This window comes from Massilia aquatica (assembly GCF_011682045.1).
GTDB classification, from domain to species: domain Bacteria; phylum Pseudomonadota; class Gammaproteobacteria; order Burkholderiales; family Burkholderiaceae_D; genus Telluria_A; species Telluria_A aquatica.
In genome coordinates, this window is sequence record NZ_VVIW01000001.1 from 297485 (window position 1) to 316258 (window position 18774).

An 18774-nucleotide genomic window follows, 5' to 3' on the forward strand; every position below is an offset into this window, starting at 1 on the left:
CGTGAACAACCATCTTCATATCAAAAACGGACGCCTGATCGACCCGGCCAACGGCATCGACACAGTCACCGATCTGTACATCATCGACGGCAAGGTCGCTTCGGTCGGCAGCGCGCCGGCCGGCTTCAATGCCGGCAATAGCATCGACGCCACCGGCCTGGTGGTCGCTCCCGGCCTGGTCGACCTGTCGGCGCGCCTGCGCGAGCCGGGCTACGAATACAAGGCTACCCTCAAGTCCGAGATGCAGGCGGCGATGCAGGGCGGCGTGACCAGCCTGATTTGCCCGCCCGATACCGATCCGGTGCTGGACGAACCGGGCCTGGTCGAAATGCTCAAGCACCGCGCCAGCAAACTGCGGCAGGCCAATGTGCATCCGCTGGGTGCGCTGACCATGGGCTTGAAGGGCAAGGCCCTGACCGAAATGATGGAGCTGACCGAAGCGGGCTGCATCGGCTTTTCGCAGGCCGAGGAAGTCATCGAAGACACCACCGTGCTGCTGCGCGCCATGCAGTACGCGAAAACCTTCGGCTTTACCGTGTGGGTGCGTCCGCAGGATGCGCACATCGGGCGCGGCGGCATCGCCCACAGCGGGCCGCTGGCCTCGCGCCTGGGGCTGGCCGGCGTGCCGGTCATGTCCGAAACCATCGCGCTGCACACCGTGTTCGAACTGGTGCGCGCCACCGGCGCGCGCGTGCACCTGTGCCGCATGTCGTCCGCCGCCGGCCTGGAACTGGTCAAGGCGGCCAAGAAGGAAGGCTTGCCGATCACTTGCGACGTGGCGGTGCACCATGTGCACATGACCGACGCCGACATCGGCTTTTTCGATTCGAACGCGCGCGTCACGCCACCGTTCCGCAGCCAGCGCGACCGCGATGCGATCCGCGCCGCCCTGTACGATGGCACCATCGACGCCATCTGCTCGGACCACACCCCGGTCGACGACGACGAGAAGCTGCTGCCGTTCGGCGAAGCCTCGCCCGGCGCCACCGGGCTGGAACTGCTGCTGTCGCTGGCGATCAAATGGGCCGACGATTACGCCGGCATGCAGCACGGCGCCGCCGCCTCAAGCACGCCGCTGGCGCGGGCGATCGCCAAGATCACCATCGACGCGGCGCGCATCGCCGGCCTGGAAGTAGGCCAGCTGGCGCCGGGCGCTCCCGCCGATGTGGTAGTGTTCGATCCGGCCGCGCGCTGGACGGTGGCAGCGTCGGCGCTGGCCAGCCAGGGCAAGCACACGCCGTTCCTCGGCTACGAACTGGCCGGGCAGGTCAAGGCGACCATCGTGGGCGGACGCATCGCGTTTCAGCGCTAGTTCAGGCGCTTGAACGCTAACAGGGCATGCGGCGCGCGACGCCGCATGCATATCGGGTAGTTCGCACTCCCGGCTTTCCCGTTCCTCTGGATTCATTTGAAGATCAAGCTCTATTTCCGGCTGTGCCGCGTGTTTTTCCACCTGTTGACCGGCTTGTCCGCGTGCGCATTCGTGTTCCCGTGGGCCAGCCATGCGCTGCGCGACCGCGTCACCCAAAGCTGGTCGCGCCGGCTGGTAGGCATCTGCGGCGTGACCGTGACGCCGTCCACCGGCGTGGCGGCGCTGGCGCACGCGATGGTGGTGGCCAACCATGTGTCGTGGCTGGATATTTTTGTGATCAATGCGCTCTATCCGTGCCGCTTCGTGGCCAAGTCCGAGATCCGCGCGTGGCCGGTGCTCGGCTGGCTGGCCGACAAGGCCGGCACGGTGTTCCTCGCGCGCGGCAACCGGCGCGACCTGCGCCAGATTTTCAAGGGGCTGGTGCACAAGCTCGAGCAGGGCGAGCGCGTCGCCTTCTTCCCGGAAGGAACCACGGCTTCCCAGGGCAGCCTGCTGCCGTTCCACGCCAACCTGTTCGAAGCGGCGGTCGACGCCGGCGTGATGGTGCAGCCGTACGCGGTGAGCTATGTGGACGCCAGCGGCGCGCTGCATCCCTCGATTGAATTCATCGGCGAGATGAGCTTTGCCGAGAGCATGGTGGCGATCCTGTCGGGTCCCGCCGTGAGCGCGCGCCTGGTCTGCATGGCGCCGATCGACGCCGCCGGCGCGCACCGGCGCGACATTTGCGCGGCCGCCCACGCGGCCGTGGGCGCGGCGCTCGGGCACAAACCCGATTAGCCTTTCTGCTTGCCCGGTTCCTTGTACTCGGGGCAGTCCACTTGCAGCAGGCTGCGGTCGTTCAGGCACAGCGCGCTCAATTTGCCGCCCCACACGCAGCCGCTGTCCAGGCCGACCACGTCCTCGCGCAGCAGCAGGCCGAGGGCCGACCAGTGGCCGAACACCACGGTGGTGCCGAGGCTCCGGCGGCCCGCCAGGTCGAACCAGGGCAGCAGCGACGATCCGGGCGGCGCGCCCGCGCTTTCCTTTTCCTTGAAATCCATGGTGCCGTCGGGCGCGCACAGGCGCATGCGCGTGAGCGCGTTGACGATGCAGCGCAGGCGCGCCATGCCGCGCAAGCGATCGTCCCAGCGCGCCGGCTCGTTGCCGTACATGTCGCGCAAAAAATCGATCCAGCCCGGCCCGCGCAGCACCGCTTCGACTTCGCCCGCGAGCGCCATGGTCTGCGCCGCATCCCACTGCGGGGCCACGCCGGCGTGCACCAGCAGGTGGCCTTCGGCCATCATCGCCAGCGGGCGCTGACGCAGCCAGTCGATCAGGTCAGCGCGGTCGGGCGCGGCGAGAATGGCGTCGAGCGTATCGGACCTGGCCGTTTTTTGCGCACCCGCGGCTACCGCCAGCAGATGCAGGTCGTGGTTGCCGAGCAGTGCTTCGCTTACGCCCGCGCGCACCAGCGCCGCCACCCGGCGCAGGGCGTCGAGCGAGGCCGGGCCACGATTGATCAGATCGCCGACGAACAGCACGCGCGCGGGGCCGCCGGCATCTTCCTCGATGCGGTTCAGGAGGACAGCGGTTTCGTGGGCGCATCCTTGCAGATCGCCGATGACATAAGTTCTTAACAATTCAATTCCAGTACTGGCAGGTTTCACATAAAATCGGGGTTCGGCATTCCGGGCCCGGCGCATACTAAATCATTTTTGTAACCAGGGGTGCCGCTTTGAGTTACAACATGGTTTGCTTTGGTGCACATGTTGATGAATTGAGCCTGGCCAATATGTGCTTCGTTCGCGCCGCCGTATTTGCGTATCATATGCCGATCCGCAGCCGGTCCGCACTGCTCCGGCGGATAAGAGTTAATGCTTGCCGGCAGTATTTGCTGCCATCTTCGATGATAGGATTTGCTGATGAAAGTCACGCCCACCGCCATTCCCGAAGTACTGATCCTGGAGCCGCGCGTGTTCGGCGACGACCGGGGCTTTTTCTTCGAAAGTTTTAACGAACGCAAATTCGAGCAACTGACCGGCGTGTCCGCGCATTTTGTCCAGGATAACCACTCCAAGTCCGCCAAAAACGTCTTGCGCGGCCTGCATTACCAGATCAGCCAGCCGCAAGGCAAACTGGTGCGGGTGACGGCCGGATCGGTGTATGACGTGGTCGTTGATTTGCGCAAATCCTCGGCCTTTTTCGGACGCTGGATCGGATTGGATTTATCCGCCGAAAACCAGCGTCAGCTATGGGTGCCGCCCGGTTTTGCGCACGGATTCATGGTCACCAGCGATAGCGCCGAAGTCCAGTATAAAACCACCGATTACTGGGCGCCCGAGCTGGAACGGGTGATTCTATGGAATGATCCCGACATCGGCATCGAATGGCCCTTGCCCGGTTTGCCTATGCTCTCCGGTAAAGACAGCAAGGGCGCGCTGCTGGCGCAGTCAGACGTATTCCCATGAAGATTCTGCTTACCGGCGCCAACGGCCAGCTCGGCCACGAACTGGCGCGCAGCCTGCGCCCGCTGGGCGAGCTGGTCGCGCCTGCGCGTGCCGATTGCGACCTGGCCGACCTCGACCAGCTGCGTGCCGTGCTGCGCAGCGTGCGGCCGGGCCTGATCGTCAACGCGGCCGCGTATACGGCGGTGGACCGGGCCGAGGACGAGCGCGCGCTGGCGATCCGCATCAATGCCGACGCGCCCGCCCTGATGGCGCAGGAGGCGGGCGAGCTGGGCGCCGCGCTGCTGCACTATTCCACTGATTACGTGTTCGACGGCAACGCGGCCGGGGCGTATGCCGAGACCGATACCCCGGCGCCGCTGAGCGTCTACGGCCAGAGCAAGCTGGCCGGCGAACAGGCGATTGCCGCCGCCGGCATCCGGCACCTGATCCTGCGCACCAGCTGGGTGGTTGGCCTGCGCGGCAATAACTTTTTGCTGACCATGTTGCGCCTGGGACGTGAGCGCGCGCAGTTGCGCATCGTTGCGGACCAGCATGGTGCGCCCACCTGGAGCCGCACCCTGGCCGATACCAGCGCGCATCTGCTGGGCCTGGCGCTGGCGGGCGGCGCCCCGTGGTGGGAGCGGCACGGCGGCCTGTATCACCTGACCAGCCAGGGCTGCACCAGCTGGGCCGGCTTTGCCGAGGCGATTTTCAGCGCTGCCGGCATGGGCTGCGAGGTGGTGCCGATCACTGCGGCGGAATATGGCGCCAGGGCCCCCCGGCCGGCCAATTCCCGTCTCGATTGCAGCAAGCTGATGGCGCTGTGCGGCCCCTTGCCCGACTGGCAAACCGCCCTGGCCGGCTGCCTTTCTTCAGCGGATGCAAGCAAGGGCCTTGTCCCGGACTAAGCAAAAGTGCCGCAACAGGCGCCGAAATCGCTCTTTTTTGCATAAAACCTGCGTATCGTCAGCCGCTGGGCCCCCTCCTGGCGTCTTTGGAGGGCAGGTAATCCGGTACAATCATGGATTACCTTCATACCAGATCATGGCGACCGCAACACTCACCGCATGCGTTGGTCCGCCGGGTAGGGCACGAGCCTGCCCGCGTTTTTGCATATATAAATAATAATGTTTTCATTTCTCGTGAGTTTCGTCGCTTCCGCCTTGCTGACCCTGCTTGTAATCAAGCAGGCCAGGCTGCATGGTCCCGCGCTTGATGCCGATTTCTTCGGTGTTCAAAAAGTCCATTCGCATACGGTGGCGCGCATTGGCGGGCTGCCGATTTTCATGGCGGTCGTGATCAGCGCGCTCATTTCGATCTGGCGCGTGCCGGCCATGGCCGTCTGGCTGATGTCGCTGATGCTGTGCGCCGGGGTGGCCTTTGTCGGCGGCATCGTGGAAGACTATACCGGCAACGTCAGTGCGCTGCGGCGCCTGGTATTGACGATGGCGGCCGCCTTGCTCGGCTATTTTTTGCTCGGCGCCAAGCTCGACCGCATTGATTTTCCGTTCAGTTCCTGGCGCATCATGTATATCTGGGTGGCCGTTCCCCTGACCGTGCTGGCGGTGGCCGGTATCGCCAACGCGATTAATATCATCGATGGATTTAATGGTCTGGCCAGCGTGGTAACCATTTGTATGCTTATCTCGCTCGGTTATGTGGCGTGGCAGGTGGGCGATGTGTTCGTGCTGGTGGCGGCGCTGATGGTGGCGGGCGCCACGGCCGGCTTCCTGATCTGGAATTACCCGGTCGGACTGATATTCCTGGGTGACGGCGGGGCGTATTTTATCGGCTTCATGCTGGGCGAACTGGCGTTGCTGCTGGTAATGCGCAACCCCGACGTGTCGACCTGGTACGCGGCTTTGCTGCTGATATATCCAGCCTTCGAAACGATTTTCTCGGCCTATCGCCGCATGTTCTTGCGCGGCAAATCCCCGGCAATGCCGGACGGAATACACCTGCACAGCCTGATTTTCCGGCGCATTGTGCAATGGGCGGTCGGGCGCAAAGAAGCGCGCGCCCTGATGCGCCGCAATTCGCTGACATCGCCGTACCTGTGGATGTTTTCCCTGATGGCGGTAATCCCGGCCACGGTGTTCTGGAAAGATACCGGAGTATTGATTTTCTTCTGCTTATTGTTCGTCGTCAGTTATGTGTGGCTGTATGCGCGTATTGTTCGATTTAAGTCACCCCGCTGGCTCATTCTTCGCAAGAAGGACTAGCATTAATGCGCGGATGTAGTATATTGCGACAATTGGTGAGTTTTCACTTAATCTGTTTCAACCCACTTTGAAGGAACGATGATGGATCTGTCAAATATGTCGATCGGTGATCTGCGCAACCTGCAGGATCAAATCAAGCAAGAAATGAAGAAGCGCGAGCACCAGGAAGTGGCCAAAGCCCGCGAACAAATCCTGGCAATTGCCCAGAGCGTTGGTGTGCCACTAAAGGATCTGATTGGTACCGGCATCCGTGCCAAGACCGGCAGCGTGGCCGTGCGTTATCGTCATCCCGACAATGCAGCCCAACAATGGACCGGCCGCGGCCGTCAGCCGAAATGGGTCAAAGAATGGGTCGAGGGCGGCAAGGATATCGACAAGCTGCGCGTGTAATTGTTTTTCGTGCAGCGCATGTAGCGGCAGGATCGGCGGGCAATTCCCAAAGGCCCCGCTTGCCGCTACAATATCAGGCATTCATTTAAGCGCTTTCCCCCCATCACCATCCCGACGCACTGTTTGCAAGCCCGGTACCGCCTGTTCCGCATGGCGCACGCCAGCATCCCGCCGCGCCGCGACTTACCTGAGGTTTCTACCCCATGCTTCCACTTTCCAAGACCATTTTCAAAGCCTACGACATTCGCGGCGTGATCGGCAGCACGCTCGACGCCGGCATCGCGCACCAGATCGGCCAGGCCTTCGGGGCCGCCGCGCTGGCCAAGGGCGAGCGCACCGTCGTCATCGGCCGCGATGGCCGCCTGTCAGGCCCGGAACTGGCGGCAGCGCTGGCGCAAGGCTTGCAGGCCGCCGGCGTCGATGTGATCGACCTGGGCGTGGTGGCCACGCCGATGGTCTACTTCGGCACCAATGTGCTGGGCGCGGCCTCGGGCATCATGGTCACGGGCAGCCACAATCCGCCCAACTACAACGGTTTTAAAATGGTGCTGGCGGGCGAAGCGATCCACGGCGAAACCATTCAAGCGCTGTATCACAGCATCGCCGCGCACGACGGCAGCGTCGCCGCCATTGCGGGCGCCTACAGCACCCACGACATCCGCGCCGCTTACCTCGAGCGCATCATCGGCGACGTCAAGCTGGCGCGCCCGATGAAGATCGCGGTCGACTGCGGCAACGGCGTGGCCGGTGCCTTTGCCGGCGACCTGTATCGCGGCATGGGCTGCGAAGTGATCGAATTGTTCTGCGAAGTCGATGGCACCTTCCCGAACCACCATCCCGATCCGGCTCATCCTGAAAACCTGCAGGACCTGATCCGCTGCCTGCAAGAGACCGACGCCGAAATCGGCATCGCCTTCGACGGCGACGGCGACCGCCTGGGCGTGGTCACCAAGGATGGCCAGATCATTTATCCCGACCGCCAGATGATGCTGTTCGCAGCCGATGTCCTGTCGCGCAACCCGGGCGCCGAGATTTTGTACGACGTCAAATGCACGCGCCACCTGGCCCCCTGGATTGCCAAACATGGCGGGCGGCCGCTGATGTGGAAGACCGGCCACTCGCTGGTCAAGGCCAAGCTGCGCGAAACGGGCGCTCCGCTGGGCGGCGAAATGAGCGGCCATATCTTCTTCAAGGACCGCTGGTACGGTTTCGACGACGGCCTGTACTCCGGCGCGCGCCTGCTCGAACTGCTGACCAGGGAAAGCGATCCGTCGGCCATGATGAACGCGCTGCCGCAGTCCGACAGCACGCCCGAGCTGCACCTGCACCTGGCCGAAGGCGAGAACGTGGTCCTGATCGAGCGCCTGCGCAATGAAGCGACCTTTCCGGGCTCCGAGCGCATCATCGACATCGACGGCCTGCGCGTTGAATATCCGGACGGCTTTGGCCTGGCGCGTTCGTCCAACACCACGCCGGTGGTGGTGATGCGCTTTGAAGCGGAAACGCCGGAAGCGCTGCGCCGCATCCAGGGCGAGTTCCGGCGCGTGATCGTGGCCGTGCGCCCCGACGCCGAACTGCCGTTCTGAGCGCGAGCCCCGCTTGGCGCGCCTGAACATCCTGCTGGTGCGCGTGTCGTCCCTGGGCGACGTGCTGCACAACCTGCCGATGGTGGCCGACATCCTGCGCCACCATCCCGACGCCAATATCGACTGGGTGGTGGAGGAGGGCTATGTCAGCCTGGTGCGCCTGAATCCGCGCGTGCGCCGCATCATTCCATTCGCCTTGCGACGTTGGCGCAAGAGCTTGGGCAAGAAGGAAACCCGCGCCGAGATTCGCGGCTTCTTCAAGGCCGTGCGCGAACAAGAATACGACTACGTGTTCGACACCCAGGGCCTGCTCAAGACCGGCATCATCATGGGCGCGGCGCGCGTTTCAAAGGGCGGGCGCAAGGTGGGTCTTGCCAACGGCAGCGAAGGCTCCGGTTACGAAGGCATTTCGCGCATCTTCCACACAGAAAGCATACCCACCGACCCACGCACGCATGCGGTGGCGCGCGGGCGCCTGGTGGCCGGCGCGGCGCTGAACTACGCGCTCACTACCCAGCCCGACTTCGGCCTGCCGGGCCCCGATCATGCCAACCGCCCGGCGTGGATGCCGGCCGGCGATTACGCGGTGTTTTTCCACGGGACGGCGCGCAACGCAAAAAAATGGGCGCCCGAGAACTGGATCGCCACCGGGCGCGCACTGGCGCCCATGCCGGTGCTGCTGGCCTGGGGTTCGGCGGCCGAAAAACTCGAAGCCGAGACGCTGGCCGCCAGCCTGCCGAATGCCAGCGTGCTGCCCAAGCTGTCGATGGATGAAGCGGTGGCTCTCGCGCGCAACGCGGCGCTGGCGATCGGCGTCGACACGGGTCTTACCCACATCGCGGCCGCCTTCATGCGCCCGGTGATCGAAATTTACTGCGACTCGCCCAAGTGGAAGACCGAAGGCAACTGGTCGGACAAGATCATCAACCTGGGCGACAAGGGCGCGCCGCCCGCGGTGGCCGAGGTGCTCGCTGCGGTGAAGCAGTTGCGGGGCATGGCCTGATGCGCACCTTCTACAGCGCGATGTGGTACCTGGCCCTGCCGCTGGTGCTGCTGCGCCTGTGGTGGCGCGGCATGAAGGAGCCGGGCTACCGCCAGCACTGGCGCGAGCGGCTCGGCATCTACCGCGAGCGGGTGCCGGGTTGGCACACGATCTGGGTGCACGCGGTCTCGGTGGGCGAAACGCGCGCCGCCGAACCGCTGATCGATGCGCTGGTCGAGGCCTATCCCGACAGCCGCATCCTGCTCACCCACATGACGCCCACCGGCCGCGCCACCGGTAAAGCGCTGTTCGCCAAACATGGCGAGCGCCTGATCCAGGCCTATCTTCCGTACGACACCGTGGCCATGGTGAACCGCTTCATCCGCCAGTTCACGCCGCGCATCTGCATCCTGATGGAGACCGAAGTCTGGCCCAACCTGATTGCCGCCTGCGGCGAGCGCATTCCGGTCGCGCTGGTCAATGCGCGCCTGTCGGAGCGCTCGCTCAGGCGCGGCCAGCGCTTCGGTCAACTCATGACCGACGCCGGCCGCGGCATCGCCCTGGTGGCCGCGCAGACCGAGGCTGACGCGGCGCGCCTGCGTTCTTTCGGCGCATCCAAGGTGGAAGTCACCGGCAGCATCAAGTTCGACGTGGTGGTGCCCGAGGCGGCCCTGGCAACCGGCGCCTGGCTGCGCGCGCGCATTGGCGCGCGCCCGGTGCTGCTGTGCGCCAGCACGCGCGATGGCGAAGAGGCGCTGATTCTCGACGCCTTCAAGCGCATGGTCTGGCCGCAGGGGGCGCCGCTGCTCATGATCGTGCCGCGCCACCCGCAGCGTTTCGACGACGTGGCGGCGCAGGTCTTGGAACGCGGCCTGTCGCTGCAACGCCGCTCGGGCCTGGCGCAGCAGGGCGTCGATGCCGATGTCCTGCTGGGCGACTCGATGGGCGAAATGTTCGCCTACTACGCCGCCTGCGATGTCGCTTTTGTGGGCGGCAGCCTGCTGCCGCTGGGCGGCCAGAACCTGATCGAGCCATGCGCGCTGGGTAAGCCGGTGCTGGTCGGTCCGCACACCTTCAATTTTGCGCTGGCCACCGAGGACGCCATCGCCGACGGCGGCGCGCTGCGGGTGCCGGATGCCGCCGCACTGCTGAGCGAAGCGGCACGCCTGCTGGGCGACCCCGAGGCCCGCGCTGGTATGGGCGCGCACGCCGCCGCGTATGCGCAGCGCCATCGCGGCGCGACCGCGCGCACAGTTGGTTTATTACGACGACTGATTTATTAGGCTTTGGTAACATGTCCCCACAATAAATAATAACTGGGGAAGCACATGTGGTTCAGTCATCCAAAGCAGGTGGGCAGCCGCAAGAGCGTCGCCGTGCTGGTTCAACGCGAACGCCTCGATCCTTCCGGCGGTATCACCATTGATGCGCCTCTGATGCCCTTGCCGACGCTGGGACCGGGGCTGGTGCCAGCCAGCGCGCCCGAGACGGTGCAGTTTTCGGTGCGTTATGCGCTGCCGGAATACGTCAGCTTCATGTGGCAGCACTGCGGCTACATCATCCGGCGGCGCCGCATCGGTACACTCGCAACTTACTGGATGCAGGCGAAATGTACCTCGTCGGCCGCGCTGCATTTCGTCGCGCAGGGGCGCTCGCGCCATACCTATGAATTCACGATCGACACGCACGGCATCGTGCGCGCCAGCGGCAGCGGCGTGACCCTGGTGCCGTGGGGCGATGTGTGTTCGATCCGGCGCTATTCGCGCGGCTTCATGATGGTGCTCAAGCGCGGCACCTTGCCGATTCCGTTCCGCTGCCTGAGCCACGCGCAGGGCGAGAGCATGGCGCGCTTCGGCGAATCGGTACGGGCCCTGGCGCGGCTCTGAGCCTGCCGCCTGGCTCAGGCGCTGAACACCACCGGCATCTCCTGCGAGCGCTGGCGCAGCGCCAGCCTGGCGCCGTCGTAGTCGGGATAGACCGATTCCACCTTGGCCCAGAAGCGCGCACTGTGGTTCATTTCGAGCAGGTGCGCCAGTTCGTGCGCCACCACATAATCGACCAGCGGCAGCGCGTAGTGCACCAGGCGCCAGTTCAGGCGGATGCGGCCATCGACCGTGCATGAACCCCAGCGCGTACCGGCCGACGAGAGCGTGAGGGACGCGTGGCGCACCCCCAGTTTTTCTCCATACAGGTCGAGCCGTTCGGCGAACAGGCGCTTGGCTTCAGCCTGGAACCAGATTTTCACCCGCTCCTGCAACTGCCATTCGGCCAGCCCGGCCACCACCCCCACGGTCAGCACGCGCGCTTCGGCATCGAACTCGCAGCGGCTGCGCGGTGCGTCTTCCAGGCGCAGGGTGATGTTGGCGCCCAGATAGGGCAGCTGGGCGCCGTCGACCCAGACCACGGGGGCGCGCTCCTGGCGCGTGGCGCGCCGCTCGCCCCGTTCGCGCAGCTTGGTGAGGATCCAGCGCTGCTTGGCGCGGATGGCGTTGTCGATGTCGGCCAGGGCGATGCGCCTGGGGGCCGTGACGCGCAGGCCCTGGTCGTCGATCATGAAGCCGATCGAACGCCGGGTCGAGCGGCGCAGTTCGAATTCGAGGCTATGGGGACCGAGCTGAATGCGCCGCAGCGGCGGCGCGTCCGGTGCGCGCACCGGCGTGGGGAAAACGACTTTGGGTGGCGCCGGCGGCGCCTTGAACAGCGGCTGCGGCGCAATGGACTGCTTCGCGGCCGGTTCGAGCGCCGCAAAAAAATCCTGGGCAAACAGTTCGAGCTGGTCGCCATCGAGCTTGGGCGAGGACTCGGTCTTGTGCGGCGCCGATGACTGGATCAGGGCGCCGACGCCGCTCAGCCAGCGCTGTAGACGTGGGGCGAAATGACGCGCATTTCTGATTCTATCCAATTTTCTACCTCTTGCATCAAGCTGTCGGGAGTGTGTCCATCGGGAGAAATCGGTTTGCCGACCGAGACCGTGATCACACCGGGGCGTTTCAGAAAAGAGTTCTTGGGCCAGCATTCGCCTGAATTATGCGCGATCGGCACCACCACCGCATTGGTTTCAATCGCCAGGCGCGTACCACCGCTTTTGTATTTACCTTTTTGTCCGACCGGGATGCGGGTCCCTTCAGGGAACATGATAATCCATTGGCCGGTGGCCAGGCGCCGTTTGCCATGCGCGACAACGTGCTTGAAGGCGTTCTTGCCCTGTTTGCGGTCGATCGGAATCATGCGCAGCAGCGCCATGGCCCAGCCGAAGAAGGGGATATACAAAATCTCCTTCTTGAAGACGAATACCAGGGGGCGGGTCAGGTTCGGCAGCAGGAAAATCGTCTCCCATGCCGACTGGTGTTTCGACAGCACGATGGCCGGTGCGTCGGGCAGGTTTTCGTAGCCCTTGAATTGGTAGTGGATGCCGCAAATGACCTTGGCGCACCAGATCACGAAGACGTTCCAGCGCGAGGTGACCCAGAAGCGCTGGTTGTACGGCAGCGGCGCGGCGAGGAAGCACACGCAGGCCCATACGATGGTGGCCACCACCATGATCACGGTAAACAGCAGGGAACGCAGGAACAGAATGGTATGACGCAAAGAAGTCTCCGGGAATGCGTAAGGGGTGGTGTCAGCTTGCGCCGGCGGGGGCGGCGGCGGGGGCATTGGTCTTGAGCAGCGCGCTGACCATGGCCGCCAGGTCGGGGAAGACCTGGGTGCCGGGCGGCAGGCCTCCGGTTTCGCGGGTCTTCTCGCCTTTGCCGGTCAGGACCAGGTAGGGCGTGCAGCCGCTGATGAAGCCCGCCTGCAGGTCGCGCAGCGAGTCGCCCACGGTCGGTACGCCTTTCAGGCTGACCTTGAAGCGCTTGGAGATCTCGTCGAACATGCCCGACTTGGGCTTGCGGCAGTCGCAGTTGTCGATCGCCGCGTGTGGGCAGAAGAAGATGGCGTCGATGTCGGCGCCCACCTGCTGCGCGCTGGCGTGCATCTTCTGGTGGATGGCATTCAAAATCGCCATGTCGAACAGTTCGCGCGCAATGCCCGACTGGTTCGACGCGATGACCACCCGATACCCCGCCTGGTTCAGGCGGGCGATCGCTTCGAGCGAGCCGGGGATCGGAATCCATTCGGCCGGCGACTTGATAAAGGCCGGCGAATCGTGGTTGATCACGCCGTCCCGGTCGAGGATGATCATCTTCATGCGGGTTTCTCCTAGGCCGCCAGCTTCGAAATGTCGGCCACGCGGTTCATCATGCCGTGCAGGACCGACAGCAGCGCGAGGCGGTTGCTGCGCAGCGCCAGGTCTTCGTCCATCACCATCACGTCGTCAAAAAACCTGGCGACGTCGTCGCGCAGCTGGGCCAGCGTTTTGAGCGTGCCGGCGAAATCGCGCGCCGCAAAAGCGGCGTCGATTTCGGGGCGTACACGCTTGATAGCCGCGAACAGGGTGCGCTCGGCGTCTTCCTTGAGCAGCGCCTCAAGCGGTTCTTCCGCCACGGCGCCGTTTTTCTTGAGGATGTTGGTGATGCGCTTGTTCGCTTCGGCCAGGGTGACGCTTTCCGGCAGGGCAGCAAAGGCTTTTACCGCTTCCAGGCGCTCGACGATGTCGTGCAGGCGGTCCACGTGCGAGGTGAGCACCGCTTCGACTTCGTTGGCGGAAAAGCCGCGCTCGCGCAGCACGCCGCGCAGGCGCTCGAACATGAAGGCGCGCACGTCGAGCACCGGATCGGTGAAGCCGGCGATGCCCTCGAAACGCGCGTTGGCGTAGCCGAGCAGTTCGATGATCGACACATCCATGCGCTTTTCGACCAGCATGCGCAGCACGCCCAGCGCGTGGCGGCGCAGTGCGAACGGATCTTTTTCGCCGGTTGGCTGCAGGCCGATGCCCCAGATGCCGACCAGTGTTTCGAGCTTGTCGGCCAGGGCCACGGCGGTGCCGGTGTCGGTCGATGGCAGGGTGTCGCCGGCAAAGCGCGGCTGATAGTGCTCGGTCGCGGTCAAGGCCACTTCTTCCGGCTCGCCGTCGTGACGCGCGTAGTAGGTGCCCATGATGCCTTGCAGCTCGGGGAACTCGCCCACCATGTCGGTCAGCAGGTCGGCCTTGGACAGTTGCGCGCCGCGCGCGGCCAGTTGTTCGTCGTAGCCCATGGTGTGGGCGATGTCGGTGGCGATGGCTACCACGCGCTGCGAACGCGCGGCCTGGGTGCCCAGCTTGTTGTGGTAGACCACATTGGCCAGCAGCGGCAGGCGCGACTCCAGCGTTTTCTTCTTGTCCTGCTCGAAGAAGAACTTGGCGTCGGACAGGCGCGGACGCACCACGCGCTCGTTGCCGCCGATGATGTGCTGCGGATCGCTTGTCGCGATGTTGGAGACGATCAGGAAGCGCGAACGCAGCTTGCCACCGGCATCGGTCAGCGCAAAGTATTTCTGGTTGGTCTGCATGGTGAGGATCAGGCATTCCTGCGGCACGGCCAGGAATTCTTCCTCGAAGCGGCATTCGTACACCACCGGCCACTCGACCAGGGCCGAGACTTCGTCCAGCAGCGATTCGGGCATGAGCACCTGGTCGGCGCCGGCCGCTTGCAGCAGGGCGGCGCGGATTTTTTCCTTGCGCGCGTCGATGTTGGCGATGACCTTGCCGCCTTCTTCGAGCGTGGCCGCGTACTGGTCCGCATGCGCGATCGCCAGCGGCGCGCCATCGGTCAGGAAGCGGTGGCCGAGGGTCTGGTTGCCGGCTGCGAGGCCCAGCAGGGTCAGTGGCACGACCGCGTCGCCATGCAGCGCGACCAGTTTGTGGGCCGGACGCACGAACTGCACAGTGGTGCCGTCCGGACGCTGGTAGCTCATGAGCTTTGGAATCGGCAGCTTGGCACAAGATTCCTCCAGCGCCGCTTGCAGGCCGCTTTGCAGCGCGCTGCCAGCCACGCTGCGGGTGTAGAACAGGCTTTCGGCCTTGCCGTCGACCGCGCGTTCCAGGGTACTGATATCGAGGTCCGGCACGCCCAGCGCGGCCAGCTTCTTGGCCAGCGGCGCGGTGCCCTTGCCGTCGGCGTCGAGCGCGACGCTGACCGGCAGGACTTTTTCACGCACCGATTTATCGGGCGACATGGCGCGCACGCCGGTGATCGAGACGGCCAGGCGGCGCGGCGAGGCGTAGCTTGTCGCGACGCTGTCGTCGGACAGGAAGTCGCGCGACTTCAAGCCGTTGTTGATGCCGGCGGCGAAAGCGGCGCCCAGTTTGGCCAGTGCTTTCGGCGGCAGTTCTTCGGTCAGCAGTTCGACGAGGAGAGTTTGAGTCATCATTCTGTTTTTATCTTTCAGGCGGCGAGCGGCGCTTTGGGAGCCATCGGGAATCCCAGCTTTTCGCGCGAGTCGTAATAGGCTTGTGCGACCAGGCGTGACAGCGTGCGCACGCGCCCGATGTAGGCGGCGCGTTCGGTGACCGAAATGGCGCCACGGGCGTCGAGCATGTTGAAGCTGTGCGAAGCCTTCATGATCTGTTCGTAGGCCGGCAGGGTCAGTTCGAGTCCGATCAGGCGCTTGGCTTCCGATTCGTGGTTGGCGAACTGGGTGAACAGCAGGTCGGTGTTGGCGTGCTCGAAGTTATAGGTCGATTGCTCGACTTCGTTCTGATGGAACACGTCGCCGTAGCTGAGCGATTTCTTTTCACCGCCTTCTTCCCACTCGGTCCAGACCAGGTCGTAGACGTTCTCGACGCCCTGCAGGTACATGGCCAGGCGTTCGATGCCGTAGGTGATTTCGCCGAGCACCGGTTTGCAGTCCAGGCCGCCAACTTGCTGGAAATAGGTGAATTGCGTTACTTCCATGCCGTTCAGCCACACTTCCCAGCCCAGGCCCCAGGCGCCCAGTGTCGGGCTTTCCCAGTCGTCTTCGACGAAGCGCACATCATTCTTTTGCAGGTCGAGGCCGAGCGCCTTGAGCGAGCCGAGGTACAGGTCGAGGATGTTTTCCGGCGCCGGTTTCAGGACCACCTGATACTGATAGTAGTGCTGCATGCGGTTCGGGTTTTCGCCGTAACGGCCATCTTTCGGGCGGCGCGACGGCTGCACGTAGGCGGCACGCCAGGGTTCCGGTCCGATCGCGCGCAGGAAAGTACCCGTGTGAAAGGTGCCCGCGCCGACTTCCATATCGTATGGCTGGAGCAAGGCGCAGCCCTGCTTGTCCCAGTAGGTTTGCAAGGTCAGGATAATTTGTTGAAATGTGAGCATCTTGGTGGCTGTCGCGCGGCTGACGGCGCGAACGAATGAGTTTGCTAAAACGACCAATTTTAGCGGGTTTTAGCGGGACGCTGGGGGGCAAGTGATTGACAACGTCATGTTTGCTGCGTTTTTACAAAGTTACGGCCCGAGAACCAGGCGACGCCGAACGCCAGCGCCGCTAGAGCCAGGAACAAATAATTGCCCATGCGGATGAATGGCGTCATGCCGCCCATCCCCTGCACCCGGGCCGCCAGGCTGCCCTGGGTGTACATCGGCAAGGCATTGACGATCTTGCCGCGCCCATCGATCACGACGGTGGCGCCGGTGTTGGTGGCGCGCAGCATCGGACGCCCGGTCTCTAAGGAACGCATCTGCGACATCTGCACATGCTGGGGAATCGCCACCGATTCGCCGAACCAGGCCAGGTTCGATACGTTCAGCAACATGGTGGCGGGGCGCGGCATGGTACGCAGCTGCATGGCGATTTCTTCGCCGAATACGTCTTCGTAGCAGACATTCGGCAGCACCAGCTGGTCCTTGACGGCAAAGGCCGGCTGGACTTCGGCGCCACGGCTCATGTCGCCCAGCGGAATGCGCATCATGTCGACGAACCAGCGGAAACCGGCCGGGACGAATTCGCCGAACGGCACCAGGTGATGCTTGTCGTAGCGGTAGGCCTGGCCGGACGGGCTGAAACCGATCACGCTGTTGGCATAGCTGCCGGGGCCGTCGGACATGGGAATGCCGGACAGCACGTGGCTGCCAGTGTCGGCGGCGTACTTCTGGATCGACGGCAGGTAGTCGGGCGGCAGGTATTGGGGCAGGCTGGCGATGGCTGTTTCCGGCAGGGCGATCAGGTCGGCCGGCTGGGCGGTGATCATGCCGCGATACATCTCCAGCGCGCGCAATACGTGATCCGGGTCAAATTTTTTCTGCTGCGCGACGTTGCCCTGGAGCAGGCGCACGCTGATCGGCATGCCTTGCGGCGTGGTCCAGGCGACGAAGCTGAGCCCGTAGCCAATCCCGAGGATGGCGCCGAGCAGACCGAGGCCGGGCCAGCGCGCGCGCTGGGTCAGCATGACGATGCAGCTGGCGCACACGGCGGCGATCACGCCGATGCCGTACACGCCGACAATGGCCGCGTAGCCGCCGAGCGGGCTGGCGTTATGGGCGTAGCCGGTGGCAACCCAGGGGAAACCGGTGAGTATCCAGCCGCGCATCCAGTCCGACAAACCCCACATGAAGGGCAGTACCAGCAGCAAAAAGCTGGCGACCGGCAAGGACCAGCGGCGGCGCAGCCAGGTCGAGACACCGCTGGCAAACGCCCCGAACAAGCCCATGTACGCGCCCAGCAGGCACACGGCCGCCACCGCCATCGGTCCCGGAATGTTGCCGAAGCGATTCATGGTGATATACAGCCAGTGCATGCCGGCAACCGACCAGCCGAAGCCGAAGGCCCAGCCGATCAGGCTGCTGCGGCGGACACTGGTGTCCATCCCGACCTGGTAGAACAGGAAGGCGAGCGCGAGAATTTGCAGCGGCCACCAGCCGACCGGGGCGAACGCCAGCACGCTCGATGCGCCCGCGAGGGCGGCAAACAGCATGGGCAGCAGCGTGGTGCGGGGAGGGCGCCCCGCCGGATAGCGCAGCGCCGGATCGCGCGCAACGGTCGTGCGGCGCAGCATCAATCGTGTTCGTCTTCGGCCAGCGGCAGTTTTTCCACCAGCAAGACGTGCACCTGGCGGGCGTCGGCGCGCAGCACTTCGAAGCGCATGTTGGCCACGTCGAAGGTGTCGCCCTTGTGCGGCATACGGCCCAGGTGGCTTGCCACCAGGCCGCCGACGGTGTCGACATCGTCTTCGGGCAGGCTGGTGCCGAGTTCTTCGTTGAACTGGCTGATCTCGGTCAATGCCTTGATGCGCCAGCGCGGGCCGAACTGGCCTTCCTTGATCGACAGAATGTTGTCTTCTTCTTCATCGAAGTCGTATTCGTCCTCGATGTCGCCGACGATCTGCTCGAGCACGTCTTCGATCGTGATCAGGCCGGCAACGCCGCTGTATTCGTCGACGACGATGGCCATGTGATTGTGATTGGCGCGGAAATCGCGCAGCAGCACATTCAGGCGTTTCGATTCGGGAATGAAGATGGCGGGACGCAGCATCTCGCGCACGTCGAAAGTTTCTTCGGCGTAATAGCGGAGCAAGTCCTTGGCCAGCAGGATGCCGATCACCTTGTCGCGTTCGCCTTCGATGGCAGGGAAGCGCGAGTGGGCTGTTTCCAGCACCTGCGGCATCCATTCCTCGATCGGCTTGCTGATGTCGATGACGTCCATCTGCGAGCGCGGCACCATGATGTCGCGCGCGGACAGGTCCGAGACCTGGAACACCCCTTCGATCATGGACAGCGCATCGGCGTCGATCAGGTTGCGTTCATGGGCGTCGTGCAGCACTTCAAGCAGCTCGGCGCGGTTTTCGGGCTCGGGAGAGATCAGTGCGGTCAGGCGTTCAAACAGTGACCGGTGGGTCTTGGCGTCCGTTCGGACGTCATTAGGGTGCTCTGGCATAGTTGGCGTGAGCCGTTGTTGCGAT

General features: G+C 64.2%; 19 protein-coding genes. 10 read left to right on the forward strand and 9 right to left on the reverse strand.

Going from position 1 to position 18774, the window contains the following annotated elements; translation table 11 throughout:
- Position 1: 1 nt before the first annotated feature.
- Complete coding sequence (locus F1609_RS01395; protein ID WP_167073923.1) at positions 2-1312, forward strand: dihydroorotase; 1311 nt, start codon at positions 2-4, stop codon at positions 1310-1312.
- Positions 1313-1408: 96 nt separating this feature from the next.
- Positions 1409-2149: a lysophospholipid acyltransferase family protein gene (locus F1609_RS01400; protein ID WP_167073925.1), complete on the forward strand. Its 741-nt coding sequence runs from the start codon at positions 1409-1411 to the stop codon at positions 2147-2149.
- On the opposite strand, the gene F1609_RS01405 is transcribed toward F1609_RS01400, so the two are convergent.
- A complete protein-coding gene (locus F1609_RS01405) occupies positions 2146-2991 on the reverse strand; it encodes a symmetrical bis(5'-nucleosyl)-tetraphosphatase (protein WP_229421544.1) in 846 nt (281 codons plus the stop codon). The two genes, F1609_RS01400 and F1609_RS01405, sit on opposite strands and share 4 nt — an antisense overlap.
- 23 nt (positions 2992-3014) lie before the next feature.
- On the reverse strand, positions 3015-3284 hold the full coding sequence (locus tag F1609_RS01410; RefSeq protein WP_167073458.1) for a hypothetical protein: 270 nt from the start codon (positions 3282-3284) through the stop codon (positions 3015-3017).
- Here F1609_RS01410 and rfbC point away from each other — a divergent pair.
- The 8 genes from rfbC (at position 3274) to F1609_RS01450 (ending at position 10864) form a co-directional block, all read left to right on the forward strand.
- On the forward strand, positions 3274-3819 hold the full coding sequence (rfbC, locus tag F1609_RS01415; RefSeq protein WP_166872010.1) for a dTDP-4-dehydrorhamnose 3,5-epimerase: 546 nt from the start codon (positions 3274-3276) through the stop codon (positions 3817-3819). The genes F1609_RS01410 and rfbC overlap by 11 nt on opposite strands.
- Positions 3816-4706 (forward strand): dTDP-4-dehydrorhamnose reductase, encoded by an 891-nt coding sequence (rfbD, locus tag F1609_RS01420; protein ID WP_167073931.1) that lies wholly within the window; start codon positions 3816-3818, stop codon positions 4704-4706. Before rfbC ends, rfbD begins: the two co-directional genes overlap by 4 nt.
- 219 nt (positions 4707-4925) lie before the next feature.
- Complete coding sequence (locus F1609_RS01425) at positions 4926-6020, forward strand: glycosyltransferase family 4 protein (RefSeq protein ID WP_167073933.1); 1095 nt, start codon at positions 4926-4928, stop codon at positions 6018-6020.
- 81 nt (positions 6021-6101) lie between these two features.
- Positions 6102-6410, forward strand: coding sequence for an H-NS histone family protein (locus tag F1609_RS01430; protein WP_166887084.1), 309 nt, complete (start codon positions 6102-6104; stop codon positions 6408-6410).
- A 203-nt stretch (positions 6411-6613) separates the two neighbouring features.
- The gene (locus F1609_RS01435; protein WP_167073935.1) at positions 6614-7996 is read left to right on the forward strand and encodes a phosphomannomutase/phosphoglucomutase; all 1383 of its coding nucleotides are present in this window, start codon (positions 6614-6616) and stop codon (positions 7994-7996) included.
- Positions 7997-8018: 22 nt separating this feature from the next.
- Positions 8019-8999, forward strand: coding sequence for a lipopolysaccharide heptosyltransferase I (gene waaC / locus F1609_RS01440; RefSeq protein ID WP_167074522.1), 981 nt, complete (start codon positions 8019-8021; stop codon positions 8997-8999).
- Positions 8999-10261, forward strand: a complete 1263-nt coding sequence (gene waaA, locus F1609_RS01445; RefSeq protein ID WP_167073937.1) for a lipid IV(A) 3-deoxy-D-manno-octulosonic acid transferase — start codon at positions 8999-9001, stop codon at positions 10259-10261. The genes waaC and waaA overlap by 1 nt, the downstream gene beginning before the upstream one ends.
- A gap of 45 nt (positions 10262-10306) precedes the next feature.
- Positions 10307-10864 (forward strand): YcxB family protein, encoded by a 558-nt coding sequence (locus F1609_RS01450; RefSeq protein ID WP_229421545.1) that lies wholly within the window; start codon positions 10307-10309, stop codon positions 10862-10864.
- Positions 10865-10878: 14 nt separating this feature from the next.
- Here the strand turns inward: F1609_RS01450 and F1609_RS01455 are convergent, their stop codons facing one another.
- The 7 genes from F1609_RS01455 to F1609_RS01485 form a co-directional block, all read right to left on the reverse strand.
- Positions 10879-11811, reverse strand: coding sequence for a M48 family metallopeptidase (locus F1609_RS01455; protein ID WP_167074526.1), 933 nt, complete (start codon positions 11809-11811; stop codon positions 10879-10881).
- A gap of 14 nt (positions 11812-11825) precedes the next feature.
- Positions 11826-12566 carry a lysophospholipid acyltransferase family protein gene (locus F1609_RS01460; RefSeq protein ID WP_167073939.1) on the reverse strand — a complete coding sequence of 247 codons (741 nt, stop codon included), beginning with the start codon at positions 12564-12566 and terminating at the stop codon, positions 11826-11828.
- A 31-nt stretch (positions 12567-12597) separates the two neighbouring features.
- Positions 12598-13167, reverse strand: coding sequence for a D-glycero-beta-D-manno-heptose 1,7-bisphosphate 7-phosphatase (gene gmhB, locus F1609_RS01465; protein ID WP_167073941.1), 570 nt, complete (start codon positions 13165-13167; stop codon positions 12598-12600).
- A gap of 11 nt (positions 13168-13178) precedes the next feature.
- Positions 13179-15266 (reverse strand): glycine--tRNA ligase subunit beta, encoded by a 2088-nt coding sequence (gene glyS / locus F1609_RS01470; RefSeq protein WP_167074528.1) that lies wholly within the window; start codon positions 15264-15266, stop codon positions 13179-13181.
- Between the two features lie 17 nt (positions 15267-15283).
- The gene (gene glyQ, locus F1609_RS01475; RefSeq protein WP_167073943.1) at positions 15284-16195 is read right to left on the reverse strand and encodes a glycine--tRNA ligase subunit alpha; all 912 of its coding nucleotides are present in this window, start codon (positions 16193-16195) and stop codon (positions 15284-15286) included.
- Between the two features lie 104 nt (positions 16196-16299).
- A complete protein-coding gene (gene lnt, locus F1609_RS01480; RefSeq protein WP_167073945.1) occupies positions 16300-17871 on the reverse strand; it encodes an apolipoprotein N-acyltransferase in 1572 nt (523 codons plus the stop codon).
- A complete protein-coding gene (locus F1609_RS01485; RefSeq protein WP_167073946.1) occupies positions 17871-18749 on the reverse strand; it encodes a CorC family transporter in 879 nt (292 codons plus the stop codon). The genes lnt and F1609_RS01485 overlap by 1 nt, the downstream gene beginning before the upstream one ends.
- Between the last annotated feature and the right edge of the window lie 25 nt (positions 18750-18774).